19 protein-coding genes are annotated in these 25,246 nt (G+C 69.3%); 11 read left to right on the top strand and 8 right to left on the bottom strand.

The features are described 5' to 3' along the window. Positions 1-9 precede the first annotated feature (9 nt). Positions 10-1,632: an ABC transporter substrate-binding protein gene (locus tag QTI33_RS30940; protein WP_286510396.1), complete on the top strand. Its 1,623-nt coding sequence runs from the start codon at positions 10-12 to the stop codon at positions 1,630-1,632. Beyond that, entirely contained in the window at positions 1,629-2,408 is a 780-nt protein-coding gene (locus QTI33_RS30935) for a 5'-methylthioadenosine/adenosylhomocysteine nucleosidase (RefSeq protein ID WP_286510395.1), read from the top strand. The genes QTI33_RS30940 and QTI33_RS30935 overlap by 4 nt, the downstream gene beginning before the upstream one ends. Here the strand turns inward: QTI33_RS30935 and corA are convergent. Then, the gene (gene corA / locus QTI33_RS30930) at positions 2,401-3,387 is read right to left on the bottom strand and encodes a magnesium/cobalt transporter CorA (RefSeq protein WP_286510394.1); all 987 of its coding nucleotides are present in this window, start codon (positions 3,385-3,387) and stop codon (positions 2,401-2,403) included. The two genes, QTI33_RS30935 and corA, sit on opposite strands and share 8 nt — an antisense overlap. 209 nt (positions 3,388-3,596) lie before the next feature. Here corA and QTI33_RS30925 point away from each other — a divergent pair, with 209 nt between their 5' ends. The 4 genes from QTI33_RS30925 (at position 3,597) to hprK (ending at position 7,937) form a co-directional block, all read left to right on the top strand. Further along, positions 3,597-5,717: an ATP-dependent helicase gene (locus QTI33_RS30925; protein ID WP_286510393.1), complete on the top strand. Its 2,121-nt coding sequence runs from the start codon at positions 3,597-3,599 to the stop codon at positions 5,715-5,717. Between the two features lie 344 nt (positions 5,718-6,061). Beyond that, positions 6,062-6,391: a ribosome hibernation-promoting factor, HPF/YfiA family gene (gene hpf, locus QTI33_RS30920; RefSeq protein WP_093381418.1), complete on the top strand. Its 330-nt coding sequence runs from the start codon at positions 6,062-6,064 to the stop codon at positions 6,389-6,391. Positions 6,392-6,481: 90 nt separating this feature from the next. After that, on the top strand, positions 6,482-6,949 hold the full coding sequence (locus tag QTI33_RS30915; RefSeq protein ID WP_286372102.1) for a PTS sugar transporter subunit IIA: 468 nt from the start codon (positions 6,482-6,484) through the stop codon (positions 6,947-6,949). Between the two features lie 28 nt (positions 6,950-6,977). Further along, positions 6,978-7,937: an HPr(Ser) kinase/phosphatase gene (gene hprK, locus QTI33_RS30910; protein ID WP_286510392.1), complete on the top strand. Its 960-nt coding sequence runs from the start codon at positions 6,978-6,980 to the stop codon at positions 7,935-7,937. Positions 7,938-7,959: 22 nt separating this feature from the next. On the opposite strand, the gene fur is transcribed toward hprK, so the two are convergent. Then, positions 7,960-8,379, bottom strand: coding sequence for a ferric iron uptake transcriptional regulator (gene fur / locus QTI33_RS30905; RefSeq protein WP_286372100.1), 420 nt, complete (start codon positions 8,377-8,379; stop codon positions 7,960-7,962). 87 nt (positions 8,380-8,466) lie between these two features. Between fur and QTI33_RS30900 the strand changes: the two genes are divergently transcribed. The 4 genes from QTI33_RS30900 to QTI33_RS30885 all read left to right on the top strand — a co-directional run bounded on the left by QTI33_RS30900 (position 8,467) and on the right by QTI33_RS30885 (position 11,111). Beyond that, a complete protein-coding gene (locus QTI33_RS30900) occupies positions 8,467-9,027 on the top strand; it encodes an outer membrane protein assembly factor BamE (protein WP_286510391.1) in 561 nt (186 codons plus the stop codon). A gap of 73 nt (positions 9,028-9,100) precedes the next feature. Then, on the top strand, positions 9,101-9,931 hold the full coding sequence (gene dapB, locus QTI33_RS30895; RefSeq protein WP_286510390.1) for a 4-hydroxy-tetrahydrodipicolinate reductase: 831 nt from the start codon (positions 9,101-9,103) through the stop codon (positions 9,929-9,931). Positions 9,932-9,938: 7 nt separating this feature from the next. Then, positions 9,939-10,637 (top strand): MotA/TolQ/ExbB proton channel family protein, encoded by a 699-nt coding sequence (locus QTI33_RS30890; protein ID WP_286510389.1) that lies wholly within the window; start codon positions 9,939-9,941, stop codon positions 10,635-10,637. A 15-nt stretch (positions 10,638-10,652) separates the two neighbouring features. Next, entirely contained in the window at positions 10,653-11,111 is a 459-nt protein-coding gene (locus QTI33_RS30885) for an ExbD/TolR family protein (RefSeq protein WP_286510388.1), read from the top strand. Here the strand turns inward: QTI33_RS30885 and QTI33_RS30880 are convergent. Genes QTI33_RS30880 through QTI33_RS30855 form a run of 6 tightly spaced genes read right to left on the bottom strand, consistent with a single transcriptional unit; the run spans position 11,083 to position 22,250 of the window. Beyond that, on the bottom strand, positions 11,083-13,596 hold the full coding sequence (locus QTI33_RS30880; protein ID WP_286510387.1) for a glycogen/starch/alpha-glucan phosphorylase: 2,514 nt from the start codon (positions 13,594-13,596) through the stop codon (positions 11,083-11,085). The genes QTI33_RS30885 and QTI33_RS30880 overlap by 29 nt on opposite strands. Next, a complete protein-coding gene (gene glgA / locus QTI33_RS30875) occupies positions 13,593-15,065 on the bottom strand; it encodes a glycogen synthase GlgA (RefSeq protein ID WP_286510386.1) in 1,473 nt (490 codons plus the stop codon). The genes QTI33_RS30880 and glgA overlap by 4 nt, the downstream gene beginning before the upstream one ends. A gap of 5 nt (positions 15,066-15,070) precedes the next feature. After that, on the bottom strand, positions 15,071-16,363 hold the full coding sequence (glgC, locus tag QTI33_RS30870) for a glucose-1-phosphate adenylyltransferase (RefSeq protein ID WP_286510385.1): 1,293 nt from the start codon (positions 16,361-16,363) through the stop codon (positions 15,071-15,073). 59 nt (positions 16,364-16,422) lie between these two features. Continuing rightward, the gene (glgX, locus tag QTI33_RS30865; RefSeq protein ID WP_286510384.1) at positions 16,423-18,462 is read right to left on the bottom strand and encodes a glycogen debranching protein GlgX; all 2,040 of its coding nucleotides are present in this window, start codon (positions 18,460-18,462) and stop codon (positions 16,423-16,425) included. Between the two features lie 16 nt (positions 18,463-18,478). After that, positions 18,479-20,638 carry a 1,4-alpha-glucan branching protein GlgB gene (gene glgB / locus QTI33_RS30860; protein WP_286510383.1) on the bottom strand — a complete coding sequence of 720 codons (2,160 nt, stop codon included), beginning with the start codon at positions 20,636-20,638 and terminating at the stop codon, positions 18,479-18,481. Further along, positions 20,628-22,250: an alpha-glucosidase gene (locus QTI33_RS30855; RefSeq protein ID WP_286510382.1), complete on the bottom strand. Its 1,623-nt coding sequence runs from the start codon at positions 22,248-22,250 to the stop codon at positions 20,628-20,630. Before QTI33_RS30855 ends, glgB begins: the two co-directional genes overlap by 11 nt. A 298-nt stretch (positions 22,251-22,548) precedes the next feature. On the opposite strand from QTI33_RS30855, the gene leuS reads away from it, so the two are divergent. Further along, entirely contained in the window at positions 22,549-25,188 is a 2,640-nt protein-coding gene (gene leuS, locus QTI33_RS30850; protein WP_286510381.1) for a leucine--tRNA ligase, read from the top strand. Positions 25,189-25,246: the final 58 nt, after the last annotated feature.

The following is a 25,246-nucleotide window of genomic DNA, read 5'->3' as shown; positions in this document are numbered from 1 at the left end:
TCGAACGACATGCCCACCACGTCCCCTCTCTCGCGCCGCCTCCGCGCGGCCGCGCTGCTGGCGCCGGCCGCGATCGCGCTGGCCTGCGGCAGCGCATCGGCCAAGACCCTGGTGTATTGCTCCGAGGGCAGTCCCGAGAACTTCTATGCCGCGGTGAACACCACCGGCACGTCCTTCGATGCCACCACGCAGGTCTACAACAACCTGGTCGATTTCGAGCGCGGCACCACCAAGGTCGTGCCCGGCCTGGCCGAGAGCTGGACCATCTCCCCCGACGGCACCGAATACACCTTCAAGCTGCGCCAGGGCGTCAAGTGGCACAACACGGCCAAGAGCTTCAAGCCGACGCGCGACTTCAACGCCGACGACGTGATCTTCATGATGGAGCGGCAGTGGAAGGAGAACGATCCCTACTTCAAGGTCACCAGCCCGAACCACTCGTACTTCAACGACATGGGCATGCCCAAGCTCTTGAAGTCGATCGACCGCATCGACGACCACACGGTCAAGTTCGTGCTCAACAAGCCCGAGGCGCCGTTCCTCGCGAACCTCGCGATGCCCTACGCCGGCATCCAGTCGAAGGAATACGCGATCGCGATGCTCAAGGCCGGCACGCCCGAGAAGATCGACCAGGACCCGATCGGCACCGGCCCCTTCTACCTCGTGCAGTACCAGAAGGACGCGATCGTGCGCTTCAAGGCCTTCCCGCAGTACTGGGGCGGCAAGGCCAAGATCGACGACCTGATCTTCGCCATCACGCCCGATGCCTCGGTGCGCTGGGCCAAGCTGCAGAAGGGCGAATGCCACGTGATGCCCTACCCGAACCCGGCCGACCTCGACGCGATCCGCAAGGACCCGAACGTGCAGGTGCTCGAGCAGGCCGGCCTCAACGTCGGCTACCTGGCCTACAACACGCAGAAGAAGCCCTTCGACGACGTGCGGGTGCGCAAGGCGCTCAACATGGCGATCAACAAGAAGGCCATCATCGACGGCGTCTACCTGACGACCGGCGTTGCCGCCAAGAACCCGATCCCGCCGACCATGTGGTCCTACAACGACGCGATCAAGGACGATCCCTACGATCCCGACGCGGCCAAGAAGCTGCTGGCGCAGGCCGGCTACCCGGACGGCTTCACGACCGACCTGTGGGCGATGCCCGTGCAGCGGCCCTACAACCCGAACGCCAAGCGCATCGCCGAGCTGATGCAGGCCGACCTGGCCAAGGTCGGCGTCAAGGCCGAGATCAAGACCTTCGAGTGGGGCGAGTACCGCAAGCGGATGCAGGCCGGCGAGCACCAGATGGGCATGCTGGGCTGGACCGGCGACAACGGCGATCCGGACAACTTCATGTACACGCTGCTGGGCTGCGCCTCGGCGCAGTCGAACGGCAGCAACGTCGCCAAGTTCTGCTACCAGCCGTACGAGGAGCTGGTCGTGAAGGCCAAGAACGTGCCCAAGCAGGCCGAGCGCGAAGCGCTCTACAAGAAGGCCCAGGTGGTCTTCAAGGAGCAGGCGCCCTGGTTCACGATCGCGCACGCGGTGCAGTTGAAGCCGGTGCGCAAGGAGGTCGTGGACTTCAAGCTGAGCCCCTTCGGGCGCCACACCTTCTACGGGGTGGACATCAAGCAATGACGATCGCCATCGTCGCCGCGATGCACGAGGAACTGGCTGCGCTGCTGGCGCAGATGCCGGACGAGCAGCGCGTGCGCGTGGCGGGGCGCGACTTCTGGGTCGGCCACCTGCAGGGGCAGCCGGTGGTGGCGGTGCTGTCGCGCATCGGCAAGGTCGCGGCCGCGCTCACGGCCACCGTGCTGCTCGAGCGCTTCCAGGCGCAGGCGATCGTCTTCACCGGCGTCGCCGGCGGGCTGGCGCCGGGCGTCCAGGTCGGCGACGTGGTGGTCGCCACCCGGCTGCTGCAGCACGACCTCGACGCCTCGCCGATCTTCCCCAAGTACGAGGTGCCGCTGACCGGCCATGCGCGCTTCGCGGCCGACACCGCGATCAGCGACGCGCTGGCCGCGGCGGCTGCCGCCGTGCTGGCAGACACCGTGGGCCTGCTGGGCCAGAAGGTGGTCGAGGATTTCGGTTTGGCGGCGCCCGCGGTGCACCGCGGCCTGCTGGTGAGCGGCGACCGCTTCGTCTCGACCGCCGCCGAAAGCAGCGCGCTGCGGCGCGACCTGCCCGACGCGCTGGCGGTCGAGATGGAGGGCGCCGCGGTGGCCCAGGTGTGCCACGACTTCGGCGTGCCCTTCGCCGCGGTGCGCACCATCTCCGACCGCGCCGACGACGAGGCGCACGGCGACTTCACGCGCTTCGTCTCGGTGGTCGCCAGCCGCTACAGCCTGGCACTGGTCGATGCCTGGCTGGCGACACTCCCGCCGCCCGCCAAAGAGGGCGAGGCTACTTGAGCCACCCGCGCCGGCGGAAGTACCACATCGGCACCAGTGCGCTGGCGATCATCAGCACGATCGCATAGGCGTAGCCATAGCTCCAGTCGACCTCGGGCATGAACTTGAAGTTCATGCCGTAGACGCTGGCGATCAGGGTCGGCGGCAGCAGCGCGACGCTGGCCACCGAGAAGATCTTGATGGTCTTGTTCTGGTTGATGTTGATGAAACCGACGGTCGCATCCATCAGGAAGTTGATCTTGTCGAACAGGAAGGCCGTGTGGTTGTCCAGCGACTCGATGTCGCGCAGGATCTGCCGCGCCTCCTCGAACTGCTCGGCGTTGAGCATCCGGCTGCGCATCATGAAGCTGACGGCGCGGCGGGTGTCCATCACGTTGCGGCGGATCCGCCCGTTCAAGTCTTCCTGGCGCGCGATCAGGCCCAGCACCTCGCCGGCCAGCTCGTCGCTGACGTTGCCCGAGAGCACCTTGCGGCCGGCGATCTCGAGTTCGTCGTAGATGTTCTCGAGCGTGTCGGCCGAGTACTCGGCGTCGGCGTCGAACAGCTTCAGCAGCACTTCCTTGGCGTCCTCGATCAGCCCCGGGGCGCGCCGCGCGCGCATGCGCAGCAGCCGGAACACCGGCACGTCCTCGTCGTGGATCGAGAACAGCACGCCGCGGCTGCGCAGTTCGGTGTTGTGCTGGTTCAGGATGAAGGCGACGCGCACCGAGCGCGGGTTCTCGTCGTCGGCGATCAGGAAGTCGCTGCGGATGTGGAGCTCGCCGTTGTCCTCCTCGTAGAAGCGGGCCGACTCCTCGATGTCCTCGTCCATCGCGTCTTCGGGGATCGACAGGCCGTAGTACTGCTTGATCCAGCGCTTTTCCTCGACCGTCGGCGATTCGAGGTCGACCCAGATCGGCTGGAACTTGGAAAGCTCTTCCAGGGCCTCGATCTCTTCCTGGACGAGGCGGCCGTTGGCAAGCGTGAAGATGTTGAGCATGGCTCACTCCCTTGAAATGTCTGGCGTTGGGGCGAGGGGCGGGGCGCTTTCAACTCCCTCGCCAACGGCGCGTCAGAGGGGAAGTGAAAGCTGCCGAGACGGATCGATTTCCATGCGTGGGTCTCCGGTTGCAGCGAGGCGCGATTATGTCATCCGGTCCCCGGCGCCGCCGCTGTCCGACTGGACGGACATACAGTACAGTTGCGTCGATGCAGCGCCTCGCAACCCCTCTTCCTCCGGCGGCCGGAAGCCAGGCCGAGCGGCTGGCGCAAGCGCTCGCGACCCTCAACGACGCCCAGCGCGCCGCGGTCCTGCACGGCGTCGACGCCGCCCTGGCGCCGGCGCAGCAGGACCCGCGGCCCCTGCTGGTGATCGCCGGTGCCGGCTCGGGCAAGACCAGCACGCTGGCGCACCGCGTGGCCCACCTGATCGCCGGCGGCGCCGACCCCCAGCGCCTGCTGCTCCTGACCTTCTCGCGCCGCGCGGCGCAGGAGATGGAGCGCCGCGCCGGCCAGGTGCTGCAGCGGGTGCTGGGGCTGGCCTCGCAGACGCCGCCGGCGCTGCCCTGGGCCGGCACCTTCCACGGCATCGGCGCCCGGCTGCTGCGCGAATACGCGGCGCAGATCGGCCTGGGCGAGAACTTCACCATCCATGACCGCGGCGACGCCGAGGACCTGATGGGGCTGGTGCGCCACGACCTCGGCCTGTCGTCCAGCACGCGGCGCTTTCCGCAGAAGGGCACCTGCCTGTCGATCTATTCGCGCACCGTCAACACCTGCGCGCCGCTGGCCGAGGTGCTGAAAGAGGCCTTCCCCTGGTGCGCCGAGTGGGAGGCCGAGCTCAAGCGGCTGTTCGGCGCCTACGTCGAGGCCAAGCAGCAGCAGCAGGTGCTCGACTACGACGACCTGCTGCTCTACTGGTCGGCGATGGTCGCCGAGCCCGCGCTGGCCGCGCAGGTGGGGGGCCGTTTCGACCACGTGCTGGTCGACGAATACCAGGACACCAACCTGCTGCAGGCGGCCATCCTGCGCGCCATCAAGCCCGACGGCCGCGGCCTGACCGTGGTCGGCGACGACGCCCAGTCGATCTATTCGTTCCGCGGCGCCACGGTCCGCAACATCCTCGACTTCCCGCAGCAGTTCGGCCAGCCGGCGCGGATCGTCACGCTGGAGCGCAACTACCGCTCGACCCAGCCGATCCTCGACGTCTCCAATGCGCTCATCGCCGGCGCCGCCGAGCGGCACGCCAAGACCCTGTGGACCGACAAGCCCTCGGCCGGCCGGCCGCAGCTGGTGCTGGTGCCCGACGAGGCGCAGCAGGCCTGCTGGGTCGCCGACCGGGTGCTGGCGCATCGCGAGGGCGGGCTGGCGCTGAAGTCGCAGGCGGTGCTGTTCCGCACCTCCAGCCACAGCGCCGCGCTGGAACTGGAGCTGGCGCGGCGCAACATCCCCTACGTGAAGTACGGGGGCCTCAAGTTCCTGGAGGCGGCCCACGTCAAGGACCTGCTCGCGGTGCTGCGCTTCGCCCAGAATCCGCGCGGCCGGATGGCCGGCTTCCGCGTCACCCAGATGATCCCGGGCATCGGCCCGGTGAGCTCGGCGCGGCTGCTCGACGCCATGGACCAGGCGGGCGACCCGGGCGCCGCGCTGCAGGACTTCGTGCCGCCGGCCGCGGCGCAGGTCGAATGGGCCCGCTTCGCCGCCACCTACGCCGCGCTGCGCGCCCCGGGGCTGCCCTGGCCGGCCGACATGGAACTGGCGCTCGAATGGTACCTGCCGCACCTGGAGCGGCTGCACGACGATGCCGCGGTGCGGCGCGGCGACGTCGAGCAGCTGGCCCGGCTGGCCGCCGGCTACGGCTCGCGCGAGCGCTTCCTGACCGAACTCACGCTCGACCCGCCCGAAGCCACCAGCGACCGCCCCGGCCCGCCGCTGCTCGACGAGGACTACCTGATCCTGTCGACCATCCACTCCGCCAAGGGCCAGGAGTGGAAATCGGTCCACGTGCTGAACGTGGTCGACGGTTGCATCCCGGCCGACGTGGCGCAGGGGGCCCGCGAGCTCGAGGAAGAGCGCCGGCTGTTGTACGTCGCCATGACCCGCGCCCGCGACCACCTGCACCTGCTGGTGCCGCAGCGCTTCTATGTGACGCAGCAGGCGGTGCGCGGCGACCGCCACCTGTACGCGGGCCGCACCCGCTTCATCCCGGCCGCCGATGCCCAGCGCTTCGAGCAGCAGACCTGGCCGCCGCCGCCCGAGCGCGCGCCGCACGTGCCGCCGCCGGCCGCCGCCATCGACCTGCTGAGCCGGATGCGCGCCGCCTGGCGCTGAGCGCGCGGCCGGGGACGGCTTGCTGTCCCTTCGGACTGCGGGGTCGAAAGCCCCTTCGACGGAGCCTGGGTTTGTTTCCAGTGGCACCGGCCGGCCGCGCCGCCCGGCGCTTGCGGGCTATCAAATCGATAGCGTGTGACAAACTGCATTTGATCTGGCGCAGACCCCTGCCCGGAAGGGATTGCAATTCGATGACAGCATGGGCATAGTGAACCGAAGCCTCTCTCTCCCTCCCCCTCTTTCCCTCTCTCTCCTCCCCTCATTCCCCTCTCGTTTCCCCCGGCCACGCCTCTAACCCCAGGGGCGCGGCTATTTCCCCAACCGTCAATTCCAGGAGGTCATTCATGAATTTGACGATCAGCGGTCATCACCTCGACGTCACACCTGCTTTGCGCAACTACGTTACGAGCAAGCTGGACCGGATCACCCGGCATTTCGACCAGGTGGTCGATGTGAAGGTGATCCTTACGGTGGAAAAGCAGAAGGAAAAGGAACGCCGGCAACGGGCCGAATGCAATATCCACGTCAAGGGCAACGACATGTTCGCGGAATCGAGCCACGCTGATCTCTATGCTGCCGTCGACGAACTGGTCGACAAGCTCGACCGCCAGGTCGTGCGCCACAAGGACCGCCTGCAGGATCACCACCACGCGGCACCCAAGCGCGTGATGTAGTTCCGCTGTTCGGGCAAATACTCTTGCGGGCCGCCGTCAGGCGGCCCTTTGCTTTTTGCAGGGTGGGTGCATAATCGCCCCCGCCCCAACATGAACCGACTCGCGTCCATCCTGCCGCCCGCTCAAGTGCTCGTGAGCGTCGACGCCACCAGCAAGAAGCGTGCTTTCGAAGAAGCAGGGCTGCTGTTCGAGAACCTGCACGGTCTCGGGCGCGCCCTGATCACCGACAGCCTGTTTGCCCGCGAGCGCCTGGGCTCCACCGGTCTGGGCCACGGCGTGGCGATTCCCCACGGCCGCATCAAGGGCCTCAAGTCGCCGATGGCCGCGGTGTTCCAGCTCGCCAACGCGATCGGCTTCGACGCCCCGGACGAACAGCCGGTGGTGCTGTTGATCTTTCTTCTGGTGCCGGAAGCTGCGACCCAGAAACATCTGGAAATACTCTCGGAAATCGCCGAACTGCTGAGCGATGCCAATCTGCGCGAGCAGATCAAGTCCAGCACCGACGCGGCGGCCCTGCACGCCCTGATCGCCGGATGGCAATCCGCACAGGTGGCTTGAGCTTCATTGGCGCCGGGCGGGTTCGGACATGAAGCCGACCGTCATCAGCGCCGATGCGATGTTCGAGGAGTTCCGCGGCTCGCTGCGCTGGGAGTGGCTGGCCGGCCTCGGCGCCTCCGAGCGGCAGTTCGACCCCGACGTCATCAGCCGCGCCCAGTCGGCCGCCGACCTGGTCGGCTACCTCAACTACATCCACCCGTACCGGGTCCAGATCCTCGGCGCCCGCGAAGTCGCCTACCTGACGCGCGGCACCCTCCAGGACACCGCCCGGCGCATCGCGCGCATCGTCACGCTGGAGCCGCCGATGCTGGTGCTGGCCGACGGCCAGCCGGCGCCCGACGAGCTGCTGTCGATCTGCGAGCGGGCCCAGCTGCCGCTGTTCGCGACCCGCGAGTCGTCGGCCTTCGTGATCGACCTGCTGCGGGCCTACCTGTCGAAGCATTTCGCCGAGCGCACCTCGATGCACGGCGTCTTCATGGACATCCTGGGCCTGGGCGTGATGATCACCGGCGAGTCGGGGCTGGGCAAGAGCGAACTCGGCCTGGAGCTGATCTCGCGCGGCAACGGCCTGGTGGCCGACGATGCCGTCGACCTCTACCGCATCAACCAGACCACGCTGGAGGGCCGCTGCCCCGAATTGCTTCAGAACCTGCTGGAGGTGCGCGGCATCGGCCTGCTGGACATCCGGGCGATCTTCGGCGAGACCGCCGTGCGGCGGAAGATGCGGCTCAAGCTGATCGTGCACCTGGTGCGGCGCGACAGCTTCGAGCGCGACTACGAGCGCATGCCCTCTGCGCCGCTGACCCAGGACGTGCTGGGCATCCCGGTGCGCAAGGTGATCATCCAGGTCGTGGCCGGCCGCAACATCGCCGTGCTGGTCGAGGCCGCGGTGCGCAATTCGATCCTGCAGCTGCGCGGCATCGACACCTATGCGGACTTCGTCGCGCGCCACCACAAGGCGATGGAAAGCGCGCGCGACGACGATTGACCCGCGACCGGGCGAGCGAGAGTCAGCGCTTGCTCACGCAGTCGGCGCACAGGCCGTAGAGCGACATGGCGTGGTCCTGCAGGATCCAGCCCTTGTCCTTGGCGATCATCTGCTGGCGGCGCTCGATCTCGGCGTCGTAGAACTCCTCGACCTTGCCGCAGGCGGTGCACACCAGGTGGTCGTGGTGCTTGCCCTCGTTGAGTTCGTAGACCGCCTTGCCGCTCTCGAAGTGGCTGCGCTCGAGGATGCCGGCCTGCTCGAATTGCGTCAGCACGCGGTAGACCGTGGCCAGGCCGATGTCGGAGTGGTCGTTGAGCAGCACGCGGAAGACGTCTTCCGCAGTCATGTGCCGCTGGCTGCCGTTCTGGAAGATCTCGAGGATCTTCAGCCGTGGCAGGGTGGCCTTGAGGCCGGTGTTCTTGAGTTCGTCGATGTTGCCCATGGGTCGTTCCTCCGCCGGCCTGGCGGGAGAGGCCCGCCGGGGGCCAGCCGCTACAATGATTCGATCATATCGCCCAACCCTTTTCCCATGCCTGCCATTACCCAACGCCGCCCATGGCTGCTCCTCGGCGCTGTCGCCGCGAGCCTCTGCCTGGGCGCCTGCAGCAGTGTCGGCAACAGCGCGCGCGGTGCGCTCACGGCCGTCACGCCCTACAAGGTCGAGGTGGTCCAGGGCAATTTCGTGTCCAAGGAGCAGGTCGAGGCCCTCAAGCCTGGCATGTCGCGCCAGCAGGCGCGCGAAATCCTCGGCACCTCGCTCTTGACCGATGTCTTTCATTCCAACCGCTGGGACTACGTGTTCACGATCCGGCGCCAGGGCGTGGAGGCCCAGCAGCGCCGCCTGACTCTGTATTTCAACGGCGAGCTGCTCGAACGCTTCGAGGGCGACCCGATGCCGAGCGAAGAGGAATTCGTCGCCCAGCTCGACACCCGCAAGCGCCGTGGCTCGGTGCCGCCGCTCGAGGCGACCGACGACCAGCTCAAGAAATTCGATCCGCCCAAGGAAAAACCGGCGGACAGCCAGCCGGCCCCTGCCGCGCCGCAGGCGCCGCTGCCGGCGGTCTACCCGCCGCTCGAATCGACACGCTGAGCGCGCGCCTTGGCCGGCCACTCCGGCCCGCCCGCTCCTTCCCGTTCTTCCGCATTGCCAGAGGCTGAAACGCGTGACCGACTCTTCCGCTTCCCATTCCCCACTTCGGCGCGTCGCGATCGCGGGCGCCTCCGGCCGCATGGGCCACATGCTGATCGAGGCCGTGCGCGAGGCGCCCGACTGCCGCCTGGCCGGTGCGCTGGATGTCGCCGGTGGCCTGGCGATCGGCACCGACGCGGCCGCCTTCCTCGGTGCCGCCAGCGGCGTGCCGATCGTTTCCGACCTGCGCGCCGGCCTGGCCGATGCGCAGGTGCTGATCGATTTCACGCGGCCCGAGGGCACGCTCGCGCACCTGGCGGTGTGCCGCGAACTGGGAGTGCAGATGGTGATCGGCACCACCGGCTTCAGCGACGGCCAGAAGGCCGAGATCGCGGATGCCGCCCAGGACATCGCGATCATGATGGCGCCCAACATGAGCGTCGGCGTCAACGTCACGCTCAAGCTGCTCGAGATGGCGGCCAAGGCACTCGCCACCGGCTACGACATCGAGATCATCGAGGCCCACCACCGGCACAAGGTCGATGCGCCCTCGGGCACCGCGCTCAAGATGGGCGAGGTGATCGCCCAGGCGCTGGGCCGCGACCTCAAGGACTGCGCGGTCTATGCGCGCGAGGGCATCACCGGCGAGCGCGATCCCTCGACCATCGGCTTCGCGGCGATCCGCGGCGGCGACATCGTCGGCGACCACACCGTGCTGTTCGCCGGCACCGGCGAGCGCATCGAGATCAGCCACAAGTCGTCCAGCCGCGCAACCTACGCCCAGGGCAGCCTGCGCGCGGTGCGCTTCCTGGCCGGGCAGAAGGCGGGCCTGTTCGACATGTCTGACGTCCTCGGCCTGCGCTGAGCAGCGGATGAGTGTTTTCGAGCTGCTTCGACACGGTGACGGCGTCAGCCGCACGGTGGCGGCGCTGCTGCTCGCGATGTCGGTGGCGAGCTGGGTCGTGATCCTCTGGAAGGCCTGGCTGCTGCGCGGCGGCACGCGCGACGTGTTGCGCAGCATCACGGCCTTCTGGCAGTCGGCCTCGCTGCAGGATGCCGAGGCGCGCCTGCAGCCCGTCGACCGGGCGCTGATGGTGCTGCCGGCGGTGCGCGCCCTGAACCGGCTGGCGCAGCCGGCCGAGGGCGCGACGCTCGGCGCCAAGGTCGACCGCACGCAGCGCCTGACGCGGATCCTGCGCGACGCCCTGCACGCGGCCCTGCGCCGGCTGCAGGCCGGCCAGATCCTGCTGGCCACGGTCGGCGCCACGGCGCCCTTCGTGGGGCTGCTCGGCACGGTCTGGGGCATCTACGGTGCGTTGGCGGGCATTGCCGCCGAGACCGGCGGCTTCACCATCGACAAGGTGGCGGGGCCGGTCGGCGAGGCGCTCATCATGACCGCCTTCGGCCTGGCGGTCGCCATCCCGGCGGTGCTGGCCTACAACGTCTTCGGCCGGGTGGTCGGCCGCATCGAGGCCGAACTCGAAGGCTTCGCCCACGACCTGCTCGGCATGTTCGGCGATCCGGCGTCGCCCGAGGCCGCCCTGCCGCCGGCGCGGCCGATGCCGGTCTAGGCGCAGGGAGCCCGCATGGCCTTCGGTCGCACCTCGCTCGGCAGCGCCGCCAGCGGCGGGCGCTCGACCGGCGCCGGCGGCCAGCGGCCGCTGTCGGACATCAACGTCACGCCGCTGGTCGACGTGATGCTGGTGCTGCTGGTGATCTTCATCATCACGGCGCCGCTGATGGCCAGCTCGATCAAGCTCGACCTGCCGCGCACAGATGCCGGCCAGCCCAACGACACGCCCAGGTTCGTCACGTTGGTGGTCGACGCCGGCGGCAAGGTCTACCTGAACGAGCAGGCGGTCGGCACCGACGAGCTGGCCGCCGGCCTGGCCAAGGCCGCGGCCGACAGCCGCGACACCGAGGTCCAGCTGCGCGCCGACCAGAGCGTGCCCTACGGCCGCGTGGTCGAGCTGATGGGCATCGCCAACAAGGCCGGCTTGAGCCGCATCGGCTTCGTCACCGAGGCGCCGCCGAAGAAGCCGTAGCAGCCTCCGCGGCCGGGCCCAGCGCCACCGGCCGGGTCTTCCAGATGTCGTGCGCGTACTGCGCGATGGTGCGGTCCGACGAGAACTCCCCCATGCCCGCCACATTGAGGATCGCCATCCGCGTCCAGGCATCGGCGTCGCGGTAGAGCGCGTCGACCCGGGCCTGGGCCTCGACGTAGCTCGCGTAGTCGGCCAGCAGCAGGTAATGGTCGCCCCAGCTCACCAGGGCGTCGAAGATCTGCTGGTAGCGTGCCGGCTCGGTGGGCGAGAACAGGCCGTCGCGGATGCTGTCGAGCGTGCGCTGCAGTTCCGGGTCGGCCTCGTAGATGCCGCGCGGGTGGTAGCCGGTGGCGCGGATCTGGGCCACCTCCGGCGTGGTGTTGCCGAAGATGAAGAAGTTCTCGGCGCCGACGTTGTCGCGCATCTCGACGTTGGCGCCGTCCAGCGTGCCGATGGTCAGCGCGCCGTTGAGCGCGAACTTCATGTTGCCGGTGCCCGAGGCCTCGGTGCCGGCGGTCGAGATCTGCTCCGACAGGTCGGCCGCGGGCATGATGATCTCGGCCAGGCTGACGCTGTAGTTGGGCAGGAACACCACCTTCAGCAGCTTGCCGACCCGCTCGTCCTCGTTGATCACCTTGGCCACGTCGTTGATCAGCCGGATCACCAGCTTGGCCATCTGGTAGGCCGAGGCCGCCTTGCCGGCGAAGACGATCACGCGCGGCACGTGGCCGGCCGTCGGATCGGCGAGGATGCGGTGGTAGCGCGTGACCACGTGCAGCACGTTGAGCAGCTGCCGCTTGTACTCGTGCATGCGCTTGACCTGGACGTCGAACAGCGCGTCGGTGTCGATGTCGATGCGCAGGTGCTCGTCGACCCAGTTGGCCAGCCGCAGCTTGTTTTCGCGCTTGGCATGGCGAAAGGCCCGCACGAAGGCCGGTTGCTGCGCCATCGGCCGCAGCGCCTGCAATTGCGTCAGGTCGCGCCGCCAGCCGCGGCCGATGCGGGCGTCGAGCAGGGCCGCCAGCGGCGGATTGGCCTGCGCCAGCCAGCGGCGCGGCGTGACGCCGTTGGTCTTGTTGTTGAAGCGTTCGGGAAACAGGCTGTTGAAGTCGGCGAAGATCGACTGCTTCATGAGCTCCGAATGCAGCCCCGAGACGCCGTTGACCGAGTGGCTCGCGAGCACCGCCACGTAGGCCATGCGCACCCGACGCTCGCCCGATTCGTCGATCAGCGAGAGCCGCCGCAGCAGTTCGACGTCGTGCCCGTGGGCCTGGGTGACTTCGGCCAGGAAGCGCGAATTCATGTCGAACAGGATCTGCAGGTGGCGCGGCAGGATGCGGCCGAACATCTCGACCGGCCAGGTCTCGAGGGCCTCGTGCATCAGCGTGTGGTTGGTGTAGCTGAAGACCTTCTGCGTGTGGGCCCAGGCGGTGTCCCAGGGCAGGTTGTGCTCGTCGATCAGCAGGCGCATCAGCTCGGGCACCGCCAGCACCGGATGGGTGTCGTTGAGGTGGATGCTGACCTGATCGGGCAGGTCGTCGAAGGTGGTGTGGTTGCGCAGGTAGCGGCGCAGCAGGTCCTGCACGCTGGCGCTGACGAAGAAGTATTCCTGGTGCAGCCGCAGCTCGCGGCCCGAGGGCGTGGAGTCGTCGGGATAGAGCACGCGCGAGACGTTCTCTGAATGGTTCTTGCTTTCCACGGCCTCCATGTAGTTGCCGCGGTTGAAGGCCGACAGGTCGATCTCCTCGGTGGCCTTGGCCGACCACAGGCGCAGGGTGTTGGTGGCCTGCGTGCCGTAGCCCGGGATGATGGTGTCGTAGGCCATCGCCAGCACGTCGTGGGTGTCGACCCAGTTGGCCGCGCCATAGGGCGCGTGGGTGCCCTCGCGCCGCTGCACGTGGCCGCCGAAGCGCACCCTGAAGCTCACTTCGGGCCGCTGGAACTCCCAGGGGTTGCCGCGCGTGAGCCAGTAGTCGGGCTGCTCGACCTGCTGGCCGTCGACGATGCGCTGGCGGAACATGCCGTACTCGTAGCGGATGCCGTAGCCCATGCCCGGCACGCCCAGCGTGGCCATCGAGTCGAGGAAGCAGGCCGCCAGCCGGCCGAGGCCGCCGTTGCCCAGGGCGGCATCGGGTTCGCGCTCGGACAGCGCCTGGATGTCGACGCCGAAGTCGGCCAGCGCCTGCTTCACGGTGCCCTGCAGCTCGAGCGCCAGCAGCGCGTTGGTGAAGGTGCGCCCGATCAGGAACTCCATCGACATGTAGTAGACGCGCTTGAGCTTCTGCGCGTACTGCGCCCGGGTGGTGCCCATCCAGCGCTCGACCAGCTGGTCGCGCACCGCCAGCGCGGTGGCGTGCAGCCAGTCGTCGGGGCTGGCGGCGAACGGGTCCTTGCCGACCGCGTAGATGAGCTTGTTGGCGACCGCGCGCTTGAAGGCCGCGACGTCGCGATCGGGGTGGTCGTATTTGAAGTCTTCGATGGTCATGGTGATTCGCGTGGGAGGGCTTCGGCATAGACGCCGAGGTAGTCGGCGGCGGCGCTGCCCCAGTCGGCGGGGCGGCGCATGGCGTTGGCTCGCACGGCGCGCCAGTCGGCCGGGCGCTGGTAGAGCGCGAACGCCCGGCGCAGCGCGCGCGCGTAGCCTTCGTGGCCGAAGGCGTCGAACGAGAAGCCGGTGGCCTGGCCGCCGGCCATGTCCTCGAGCGTCGCGTCGACCACCGTGTCGGCCAGGCCGCCGACCCGGTGCACCAGCGGCAGGCTGCCGTACTTGAGCCCGTACATCTGCGTCAGGCCGCAGGGCTCGAAGAGCGAGGGCACCAGCGTGACGTCGCCGGCGCCGAAGAGGCGATGGGCGGTCGATTCGCTGTAGCCCAGCGTGACGCTGACCGACTGCGGTGCGTCGGCGGCGCGCTGCCGGAAGGCGGCCTCGAGCGAGGCATCGCCGCTGCCGAGCAGGGCCAGCTGTCCGCCCTGGGCCAGCAGCGCGTCGAGGCCTTCGAGCACCAGGTGCAGGCCCTTCTGCTCGGTCAGCCGGCTGACCAGCACGAACAGCGGGGCATGGGTCTGCGGCGCCAGGCCGAGCTCTGCCTGCAGCGCCGCCTTGTTGCGCACCTTGCCGGTCATCCGGCGCAGGTCGTAGCGGTGCGGAATCAAGGCATCGGTGGCCGGATTCCAGACCTGGTCGTCGACCGCGTTGAGGATGCCGGTCAGCACCCCGGCCCGGCGGCGCAGCAGGCCGTCGAGGCCGCAGCCTTGCTCGGGCGTCTGGATCTCGCGCGCGTAGGTCGGACTCACGGTCGTGATGCGGTCGGCGAAGCACAGGCCGCCCTTCATGAACGACAACTGGCCGTGGTATTCGAGGCCGTCGATCGAGAAGGCGGCGGGCGGCAGGCCGAGCTCGGCGAAATGCGAAGCGGCGAACAGGCCCTGGTAGGCCAGGTTGTGGACCGTGAAGACGCTGCCGACGCGCGGGTGCTGCCCGCGCGGTGCGAAGGCCATGTAGGCCGGCGCCAGGGCCGCGTGCCAGTCGTGCGCATGGACGATGTCGGGCTGCCAGCCGGGGTCGAGCCCCTGGGCGAGCTGTGCCGCGGCCCAGCCGAGCAGCGCGAAGCGACGGTGGTTGTCGCCATAGGGCTGGCGGCGCGGGTCCTCGTAGGGGTTGCCGGGGCGGTCGTAGAGCGCCGGCGCGTCGATGACGTAGGCCGGCGTGTCGGGTGCGCCGGCGGTGGCGATCCGCCCGAGCAGCAGCCTGGCCCGCTCGCCCCAGGGCGCGGTCAGCTCGGCCACCGGCGCCGCATCGGCGACGCCGGCGAGGATGGCCGGGAAGCCCGGCAGCAGCACCCGCGCCTCCTGGCCGGCCGCCATCAGCGCCAGCGGCAGCGCGCCGGCGATGTCGGCCAGCCCTCCGGTCTTGAGCAGGGGAAACAGTTCGGCGCTGACCTGGAGGACCCTCATCGTCGTCAAGAGGCCAGTCGCTTGAGCATTTCACGCGTTACCAGGACCACGCCGCCCTCGGTGCGCTCGAAGCGCGCGGCGTCGGCCACCGGGTCTTCGCCGATGACCATCTCGTCGGGGATCACGCAGGCGCGGTCGATCACGACCTTGTTGAGCCGGCAGGCGCGGCCGACCTCCACGTCGGGCAGCAGCACGGCTTCGTTGATGTCGCAGAACGAATGGATGCGCACGCCCGAAAACAGCACCGAGCTGCTGACCTTGGATCCCGAGACGATGCAGCCGCCCGAGATGATGGTGTTGACCGTCATGCCGTGCTTGCCGTCGCGGTCGAGCACGAACTTGGCCGGCGGCAGCTGCCGCTGGTAGGTCCAGATGGGCCAGTCGGTGTCATAGATGTCGAGCTCGGGGGTGATCGAGGCCAGGTCGAGGTTGGCTGCCCAGAATGCATCAATCGTGCCCACGTCCCGCCAGTAGGCGGCTGCGCCGGGCCCGCGGCTGGCCCGGGTCACGCAGGACATGCCGAAAGGATGGGCCAGCGCCCGGCCCTCGGCGACCGCGCGCGGGATGATGTCCTTGCCGAAGTCGTGGTTCGAATCGGGGTTGGCGTTGTCTTCCTCGAGCAGCTTGTAGAGGTATTCGGAGTCGAAGACGTAGATCCCCATGCTGGCCAGCGCCACGTCGGGGTTGCCCGGCATGGCTGGCGGGTCGGCCGGCTTTTCGAGGAAGGCCGTGATGTTGCGGTCGGTGTCGATCGCCATCACGCCGAAGGCCGTGGCCTCCATGCGCGGCACCTCGATGCAGCCGACCGTGCAGCCGCGGCCGCTGGCGACGTGGTCGGTCAGCATGATCGAGTAATCCATCTTGTAGACATGGTCGCCGGCGAGCACGACGACATAATCATGCGGCGTGGAGCGTGTCTGGATGATGTCGAGGTTCTGGTAGACCGCATCCGCCGTGCCGCGGTACCAGTGCTCGTCGCCGACCCGCTGCTGGGCCGGCAGCACATCGACCATCTCGTTGAGCTCGGCGCGCAGGAAGCTCCAGCCGCGCTGCAGGTGGCGCATCAGCGAGTGCGACTTGTACTGGGTGACGACCGCCATGCGGCGGATGCCCGAGTTGAGGCAGTTCGACAGCGCGAAGTCGATGATGCGGAACTTGCCGCCGAAATAGACCGCGGGTTTGGCCCGCCGGTCGGTCAGCTGCTTGAGCCGGGAGCCGCGGCCGCCGGCCAGCACCAGGGCGATGGTGCGGCGAACGAGTTGGTGGGCCTGCAGGGTGGGTTGCGCGATGTCTTCCATCAGATGTCTCCGTTGGTGTTCTCGGGTGATTCCAGCCTAGCACCGTGGTGCCGGCGTCTTCATGTTTTTGCGACCCAGAGGCTGCCCGGCGCCAGCGCCTGGGTCGCACCCAGGGGCCGGGCCGCGGCCTCGTCGTCGGCCGCGTCGCTGGCCAGCCGGCGCGTCCAGCGCCCCGGCGGCAGGGTGAAGCCGACCGGGGCGTCGCCGGCATTCAGCAGCACCAGCCAGCTTTCGGCCGGCGCCGGCGCCTCGAACAGGATCGCCATGGCGCGGCGCTCGCCGGCCTGCCAGTCTTCGGTGCGCATCGGGTGGCCCTCCGGCGCCAGCCAGCGCAGCGCGGTGGCGCCCGGCGCGGGTTCGGCCGGCCACCAGCGCGTGCTGCGCAGGGGCGCGGCTTCGCGGCGCAGCGCCAGCAGGCGGGCGACGAAGGCGGTCATGGCGGCGTCGGCATGGTCCCAGTCCAGCCAGGTGGTGTCGTTGTCCTGGCAGTAGGCGTTGTTGTTGCCGCGCTGGGTGTGGCCGATCTCGTCGCCGGCCAGCAGCATCGGCGTGCCCTGCGACAGCAGCAGCACGGCCAGCAGCACCCGCTGCAGGCGCCGCCGCTCGGCGCGCACGGCGGGGTCGTCGGTTTCGCCCTCGACGCCGCCATTGCGGCTCAGGTTGCGGCCGCTGCCGTCGCGGTTGCCCTCGCCGTTGGCCAGGTTGTGGCGTTCCTCGTAGCTCAGCAGGTCGCGCAGCGTGAAGCCGTCGTGCGCGGTGATGAAGTTGACGCTGGCCGTGGGCTCGCGGGCGTTGCGCCGGAAGTCGTCGCTCGAGGCCGCGAAGCGGTGGGCGAAGGCGCCGAGGCCCTCGCTGCGGCGCAGCCAGAAGCCGCGCTGGACCTCGCGGAAGCGGTCGTTCCATTCGAGCCAGCCGGGCGGAAACTCGCCGAGCCGGTAGCCGCCCGGGCCGAGGTCCCAGGGCTCGGCGATCAGCAGGGTGCGTGACAGCACCGGGTCCTGGGCGATGGCCGCGAGCAAGGGCGCGCGGGGGTCGAAGTCGCCGTCGGCGCCGCGTGCGAGCACCGGCGCGAGGTCGAAGCGAAAGCCGTCGACGCCGAGCTCGCAGACCCAGTGGCGCAGGCTGTCCATCACCAGCGCGAGCACCCTCGGCTCGGCCAGGTTGAGGCAGTTGCCGCAGCCGGTCCAGTTCTGGTAGAGCGCCCGGTCGTCGGGGCGCAGGTGGTAGTAGAGCGCGTTGTCGATGCCGCGCAGGCTCAGCGTCGGCCCGAGCTCGTCGGTCTCGGCGCTGTGGTTGTAGACCACGTCGATCACCAGTTCCATGCCGCGTGCGTGCACGGCATCGGCCAGGGCGCGGAACTCGCTCGCCGGTGTCGTGCCGCCGCGGCCGCTCCAGTAGCGCACCTCGGGCGCGAACCAGCCGATCGTGCTGTAGCCCCAGTAGTTGCTGAGGCCCAGGGCCAGCAGGCGCGACTCGTCGGCGCGCTGCTGGACCGGCATCAGGCTCAGCGTGGTGACGCCGAGGCGCTGCAGGTGGTCGAGCACCGCCGGCTCGGCGAGGCCGGCGTAGCTGCCGCGCAGGGCCTCGGGAACGCCCGGGTGCCGGCGGGTCTGGCCGCGCACGTGGACCTCGTACAGCACCCGTTCGCCGGCCGGGATGCGGCTGTGCCCGGGCGGCGCCGCGGGCAGCGGGGCCGTGACCCGGGCCTTGAGCGCGATGGCCGCGTTGTCGCGCGGGTCGCGCTGCAGCGGCTGGGCGGGGTCGTGGCCGAGGAACAGGTCTTCGCCGCCGTAGTGGCCGACGATCTCGCGCGCGTAGGGGTCGAGCAGCAGCTTGGCCGGGTTGAAGCGCAGCCCCTCGGCGGGCGACCAGGGGCCATCGACGCGCCAGCCGTAGACCAGCCCGGGCCGGGCGCCCGGCAGGCGGGTATGCCAGACGCCGTCGGTGCGGGCCGAGAGCTGGAGGCGCTGCTGCTCGTGGCTGCCGGTGCTGTCGAACAGGCACAGCGCGACGGCCGTGGCGTTCGGCGCGGCGAGCGCGAAATTGACGCCTTCGGGGCTCGCCGTGGCGCCGAGCGGCAGGGGCGTGCCGTCGGTCATGCGCGCCGCCCCGGCCTCACGCGAGCACCCACATCACGGTGGCGAGCGGCGGCACCGACAGCACCATCGAGCGCGCCCGGCCATGCCAGGGCACGGGCTCGCTGGCGATCGGCCCGTTGCCGACGCCGCTGCCGCCGTAGACCTGGTTGTCGGTGTTGATGAGCTCGCGGTAGGTGCCGTCCGCGGGCACCCCGAGCCGGTAGCCGAGCCGCGGCACCGGCGTGAAATTGCACACCGCCACCACGAAGCGGCCGTCGCGCGCCCGCCGCACGAAGGAGAACACCGAGTGGTCGGCGTCGTCATGGCAGATCCACTCGAAGCCTTCGCCTTCGCAGTCGAGCTCGTGCAGCGCCGGGAAATGCCGCAGGACATTGTTGAGGTCGCGCACCAGCCGGCGGATGCCCTGGTGCGCCGGCTGGTCGAGCAGGTGCCAGTCGAGGCTGCGGTCGGCGTTCCATTCGGCGAACTGGGCGAATTCGCCGCCCATGAACAGCAGCTTCTTGCCCGGGTAGGCCCACAGGTAGCCGTACAGGTTGCGCAGCCCGGCGAACTTCTGCCAGTGGTCGCCGGGCATGCGCCCGATCATCGAGCCCTTGCCGTGCACCACCTCGTCGTGCGACAGCGGCAGCACGAAGTTCTCGCTGAAGGCGTACATCAGGCCGAAGGTGATCCGCTGGTGATGGTGCTTGCGGTAGATCGGGTTGATCCCGGCGTAGGCCAGGGTGTCGTTCATCCAGCCCATGTTCCACTTGTAGTGGAAGCCCAGGCCGCCGTTCTCGGGCGGGCGCGTCACGCCCGGGAAGCTGGTCGACTCCTCGGCCAGGGTCACGGCGCCCGGACGCTCGACGCCGACCACCCGGTTCATGCGGCGCAGGAATTCGATCGCCTCGAGGTTCTCGCGGCCGCCCAGCGCGTTCGGCACCCATTCGCCGGCCTTGCGGCTGTAGTCGCGGTAGAGCATCGAGGCCACCGCGTCGACCCTGAGCCCGTCGACGCCGTAGCGTTCGAGCCAGTAGAGCGCGTTGCCGACCAGGTAGTTGCGCACCTCGACCCGCGCATAGTTGAAGATCAGCGTCTGCCAGTCGTTGTGGAAGCCCTCGCGCGGGTCGGCGTACTCGTAGAGCGCGCTGCCGTCGAAGTTGGCGAGCCCGTGAGCGTCGGTCGGGAAATGGGCCGGCACCCAGTCGAGGATCACGCCCAGGCCCGCCGCGTGGGCGGCCTCGACGAAGTGGCGGAAGTCCCCCGGCGTGCCGAAGCGCGATGTCGGCGCATAGAGGCCGATCGGCTGGTAGCCCCAGGAGCCGTCGAACGGGTGCTCGCTGACCGGCAGCAGCTCGATGTGGGTGAAGCCCATGTCGCGGGCGTAGGGCACCAGGGTGTCGGCCAGTTCGCGGTAGTCGAGCCATTCGTGGCCGTTCTTGCGCCGCCAGGAGCCCAGGTGCACCTCGTAGATGCTGATCGGGGCGTCGCGCGCGTTGGCATCGGCGCGTCCGGCCGGCAGGGCCACCGGGGCCGGCAATGGCTGAACCACACAGGCGGTGTCGGGCCGCAGGCGGGCCGAGAAACCGAAGGGGTCGGCCTTGCGCAGCACCTGGCCCTGGGCCGACAGCAGCTCGAATTCGTAGGCGTCGCCCGGCGCCACGTGCGGCGCGAAGATCTCCCAGACCCCGCACTCGCGCCGCAGCCGCATCATGTGGCGCCGGCCGTCCCACTGGTTGAAGTCGCCGACCACCGAGACCCGGCGCGCATTCGGCGCCCAGACCGCGAAGGCCACGCCGCGCACGCCGTCGATCTCGCGCAGGTGGGCGCCGAGCTGCTCGTAGGGCCGCAGGTGCGTGCCTTCGGCCAGCAGCCAGACGTCGGTCTCGCCGAGCACCGGCGGAAAGCGGTAGGGGTCTTCGAGCGGGGTGCTGTGCGAGCCCCAGTCGACCTCGAAGCGGTAGCCGAGCCGGGCCTCCGAGGCCGGCACCAGGGCGGCGAACAGGTCGCTGTCGCCCTGGCGGTCGAGCCGGGCCAGCGGCCAGCCCGACGCCGAGTGCCGCACCGCCACGGATTGCGCGCCCGGCAGCAGGGCGCGGACCCACAAGCCCTCGTCCGTCTCGTGCGGACCGAGCACGGCGAACGGGTCGCCATGTTCGGCGCGCATCAGCGCGCGGACTTCGGCTTCAGGCAGCATGCGGGAGTTCTCCCATGAAAACGCCATAGGGCGGCAGCGTGAGCATGCGGCCGTCGAGTCCGGCGCCGGTGAACGGCGCGCCGGGCAGCGGCGCCAGCGGCGCTTCCAGTTGCAGCGTCGCCGGTGCGTCGGACAGATTGAACACCGCCTGCAGCGCCTTGTCACCTTCGCGCCGCTCGAACCACAGCAGGGGTTCGGGCGCCTCGAAGAAGCGCATGGCGCCGGTGCGCAGCAGCGGCTGGCTGCGGCGCCAGTGCAGCAAGGCCCGGCTGTGGTGCAGCATCGAGCGCGGATCGCCGGCCTGCTGGTCGATCGCCAGCGCCAGGTGGGCTTCCGAGACCGGCAGCCAGGGCAGCCCGTCGGTGAAGCCCCCGTGCGGCTGGTCGGCGCGCCAGGGCATCGGCGTGCGGCAGCCGTCGCGGCCCTTGAATTCGGGCCAGAAGGCGCGGCCGTACGGGTCCTGCAGCAGCTCGAAAGGCACTTCGGCCTCCGGCAGGCCGAGTTCCTCGCCCTGGTAGACGCTGGCGCTGCCGCGCAGCGACAGCAGCAGCGCCAGCCAGAGCCGGTCGCGCCGGGTGTCGGCCGAGCCGGCGGCGTTCCAGCGGCTGGCGACCCGGGGCACGTCGTGGTTCGACACCGCCCAGCAGCCCCAGCCGTCGGTCCTGACCAGGGCGCTGTCCAGCGCCTCGACCTGGATCCGCAGGTGGCGCGCGCTGTGTTCGCTGGTCAGCAGGCTGAAGCTGTAGGCCAGGTGCAGCCGCTTGTCGCGCTCGGTGTAGCGCGCCATCACGGGCGGCGCGTCCTCGTCGCCGACCTCGCCCAGCGCGACCGCGCCGTAGCCGTCGAGCAGCCGGCGCAGCTTTTCGAGGAACAGCAGGTTCTCGGGCTGGCTCTTGTCGTGCAGGTGCTGCTGCATCGCGTAGGGGTTGTCGGCCCGCACCGTGCTCACCTCGCCGCCGCTGGCCGGCGGGTTGTCGCGCAATTGCGCATCGTGGAACTGGTGGTTGCAGGCATCGAAGCGGAAGCCGTCGACGCCGCGCTCGCACCAGAACTTCACCTCGCCCAGCAGGGCTTCCTGCACGGCGGGGCAATGGAAATTGAGGTCCGGCTGCTCGGCCAGGAAGCTGTGCAGGTAGTACTGGCGCCGGCGCGAATCCCATTGCCAGGCCGAGCCGCCGAAGACCGAGAGCCAGTTGTTGGGCGGCGTGCCGTCGGGTCGGGGGTCGGCCCAGACGTACCAGTCGGCCTGGGGGTTGTCACGGCTGGCCCGGCTGGCCGCGAACCAGGCGTGCTGGTCGGAGGTGTGGGACAGCACCTGGTCGATGATGATCCTGAGGCCCAGCCCGTGGGCCCGGGCCAGCAGGGCGTCGAAATCGGCCAGGGTGCCGAAGATCGGGTCGACCGCCCGGTAGTCCGAGACGTCGTAGCCGAAATCCTTCATCGGCGAGCGGAAGAAGGGCGAGATCCAGATCGCGTCCACCCCCAGGCCGGCCACATGGCCCAAGGTGCCCGTGATCCCCGGCAGATCGCCGATGCCGTCGCCATTGCTGTCCATGAAGCTGCGCGGGTAGATCTGGTAGATCACCGCGCCCCGCCACCAGTCCTTCGCCATGCATGCCCCCAGGAATCCAAAATCATTGTGGCATGCGAAAAGCATGCCGCTCGCCCCCAGGTTGCCTGGCACTTCGTGTCCGGGCGCCCACCCCCTGCCGGGGGCGCAGTCAGCGGCCCGGCGAAGCCAGGCCCGTTGGTGAGACACCGCGGAGCTGGCTTTGCCAGGCCGCTGGTGTTGCCCCCGGCAGGGGGTGGGCGGGCTACACGAAGTGAGCCCAACCTGGGGGCGAGTATCAGAACCCCGCGATAATCCGCCTTCTCCCGGCCGCCTGGCGCCGGGTCGTTGTCGAGTGCCCATGAATCCCAGCTACAAACCCGCCGATGTCGAGTCGGCCGCCCAGGCCCACTGGACCGCGGCCGATGCCTACCGCGTGACCGAAGACGCGCGCAAGAAGAAGTACTACGCCTGCTCGATGCTGCCCTACCCCAGCGGCAAGCTGCACATGGGCCACGTGCGCAACTACACCATCAACGACATGCTCACGCGCTACCTGCGCATGAGCGGCTACAACGTCCTGATGCCCATGGGCTGGGACGCCTTCGGCCTGCCGGCCGAGAACGCAGCGCTCAAAAACAGCGTTCCACCGGCGAAATGGACCTACGAGAACATCGCCTACATGAAGGGCCAGCTGCAGGCCATGGGGCTGGCGATCGACTGGAGCCGCGAGATCGCCACCTGCGATCCGAGCTACTACAAGTGGAACCAGTGGCTGTTCCTGAAAATGCTCGAGAAGGGCATCGCCTACCGCAAGACGCAGGTGGTCAACTGGGATCCGGTCGACCAGACCGTGCTGGCCAACGAGCAGGTGATCGACGGCAAGGGCTGGCGCACCGGCGCCACGGTCGAGCGGCGCGAGATTCCGGGCTACTACCTGAAGATCAGCGACTACGCCGAGGAACTGCTCGAGCACACCCAGCACAAGCTGCCGGGCTGGCCCGAGCGCGTCAAGCTGATGCAGGAGAACTGGATCGGCAAGAGCGAAGGCGTGCGCTTCGCCTTCACGCACCGGATCAAGGACGACCAGGGCCACCTGATCCAGGACGGCCGCATGTACGTCTTCACGACCCGTGCCGACACCATCATGGGCGTGACCTTCTGCGCCGTGGCGCCGGAGCATCCGTTGGCCGCGCACGCCGCCAAGACCAGCCCCCAGGTGGCCGCCTTCATCGCCGAGGCCAAGGGCGGCGGCACCACCGAGGCCGAGCTGGCCACGCAGGAAAAGAAGGGCGTGCCCACCGGCCTCACGGTGACCCACCCGATCACCGAGGAACAGGTCCCGGTCTGGGTCGGCAACTACGTGCTGATCAGCTACGGCGACGGCGCCGTGATGGGCGTGCCGGCGCACGACGAGCGCGATTTCGCCTTCGCCAACAAGTACGGCATCGAGATCATCCAGGTCGTGCTGGTCGACGACGAGCCGCACTTCGACTACCACCGCTGGCAGGACTGGTACGGCGACAAGCAGCGCGGCGTGACCATCAATTCCGACAACTTCAGCGGCATGCACTACGGCGAGGCGGTCAAGGCGGTGGCCCATGCGCTGGGCCAGAAGGGCCTGGGCGAGATGCAGACCACCTGGCGCCTGCGCGACTGGGGCGTGAGCCGCCAGCGCTACTGGGGCACGCCGATCCCGATCATCCATTGCGAAGAACATGGCGCGGTGCCGGTGCCCGAGAAAGACCTGCCGGTCGTCCTGCCGACCGACTGCGTGCCGGACGGCCACGGCAACCCGCTGATCAAGCACGAGGGCTTCCATGCCGGCGTGGTGTGCCCGGTGTGTGGCAAGGCGGCGCGCCGCGAGACCGACACCATGGACACCTTCGTCGACAGCTCGTGGTACTTCATGCGCTACTGCGATCCGACCAACGACGAGGCCATGGTGGCCGACGGCGCGCAGTACTGGATGCCGATGGACCAGTACATCGGCGGCATCGAGCACGCCATCCTGCACCTGCTCTACGCCCGCTTCTGGACCAAGGTCATGCGCGACCTCGGCCTGGTGAAGGTCGACGAGCCCTTCAGCAAGCTGCTGACGCAGGGCATGGTGCTCAACCACATCTTCTACAACCGCGGCGACAAGGGCGGCAAGAACTACTTCCCGCCCTCGGAGGTCACGCCGGAACTCGACGCGCAGGGCCGCATCGTCGGCGGCACGCTGGCCGACGGCAAGAAGCTTGAATACGGCGGCGTCGGCAAGATGGGCAAGACCGAGCGCAACGGCGTCGACCCGCAGGACCTGATCGAGAAGTACGGCGCCGACACGGCCCGGCTCTACACCATGTTCACCGCGCCGCCCGAGGCCACGCTCGAATGGAACGACGCGGCGGTCGAGGGCAGCTACCGCTTCCTGCGCCGGGTCTGGAACTTCGGCGTCGCGCAGCACGCCGCCAGCGCCGCGGCCGCGCCGGCCGGCGAGCCCGTGTTCGGCAAGGAGGCCAAGGTGCTGCGCCACGAGGTCCACACCGTGCTGCGCCAGATCGACTACGACTACCAGCGGATGCAATACAACACGGTGGTGTCGGGGGCCATGAAGCTGCTCAACGCCCTGGAAGGCTTCAAGCCGGCCGCGGACGACGCCGGCAACCGCGCCGCGGTGCGCGAAGGCTTCGGCATCCTGCTGCGCTGCCTGTACCCGGCGACGCCGCACATCGCGCACGAACTCTGGCATCAGCTCGGCTACGACAAGGACCAGGGCGGCCTGCTCGATGCGCCCTGGCCGGTGGTCGACGTCGGTGCGCTGGCGCGCGACGAGATCGAGCTGATGCTGCAGATCAACGGCAAGCTGCGCGGTTCGCTGCGCGTGCCGGCCGCGGCGACCAAGCCGGAGATCGAGAAGATCGCGCTCGCCTGCGAGGATTTCGTGCAGCACGCCGCGGGCGCGGCTGCCAAGCGCGTCATCGTGGTGCCGGGCCGGCTGGTCAACGTGGTCCTATGAGCCCCCGCCCGGCCGTTCAGAAGGGGGCTCGCAGCGCAGTGCGAAGCACGGAGGTGAC

It is taken from the genome of Variovorax davisae (assembly GCF_030316845.1).
Lineage (GTDB): Bacteria > Pseudomonadota > Gammaproteobacteria > Burkholderiales > Burkholderiaceae_C > Variovorax > Variovorax davisae.
Note: the sequence above shows the minus strand (reverse complement) of the source record. Positions and strands in the feature narration are given on the sequence as shown.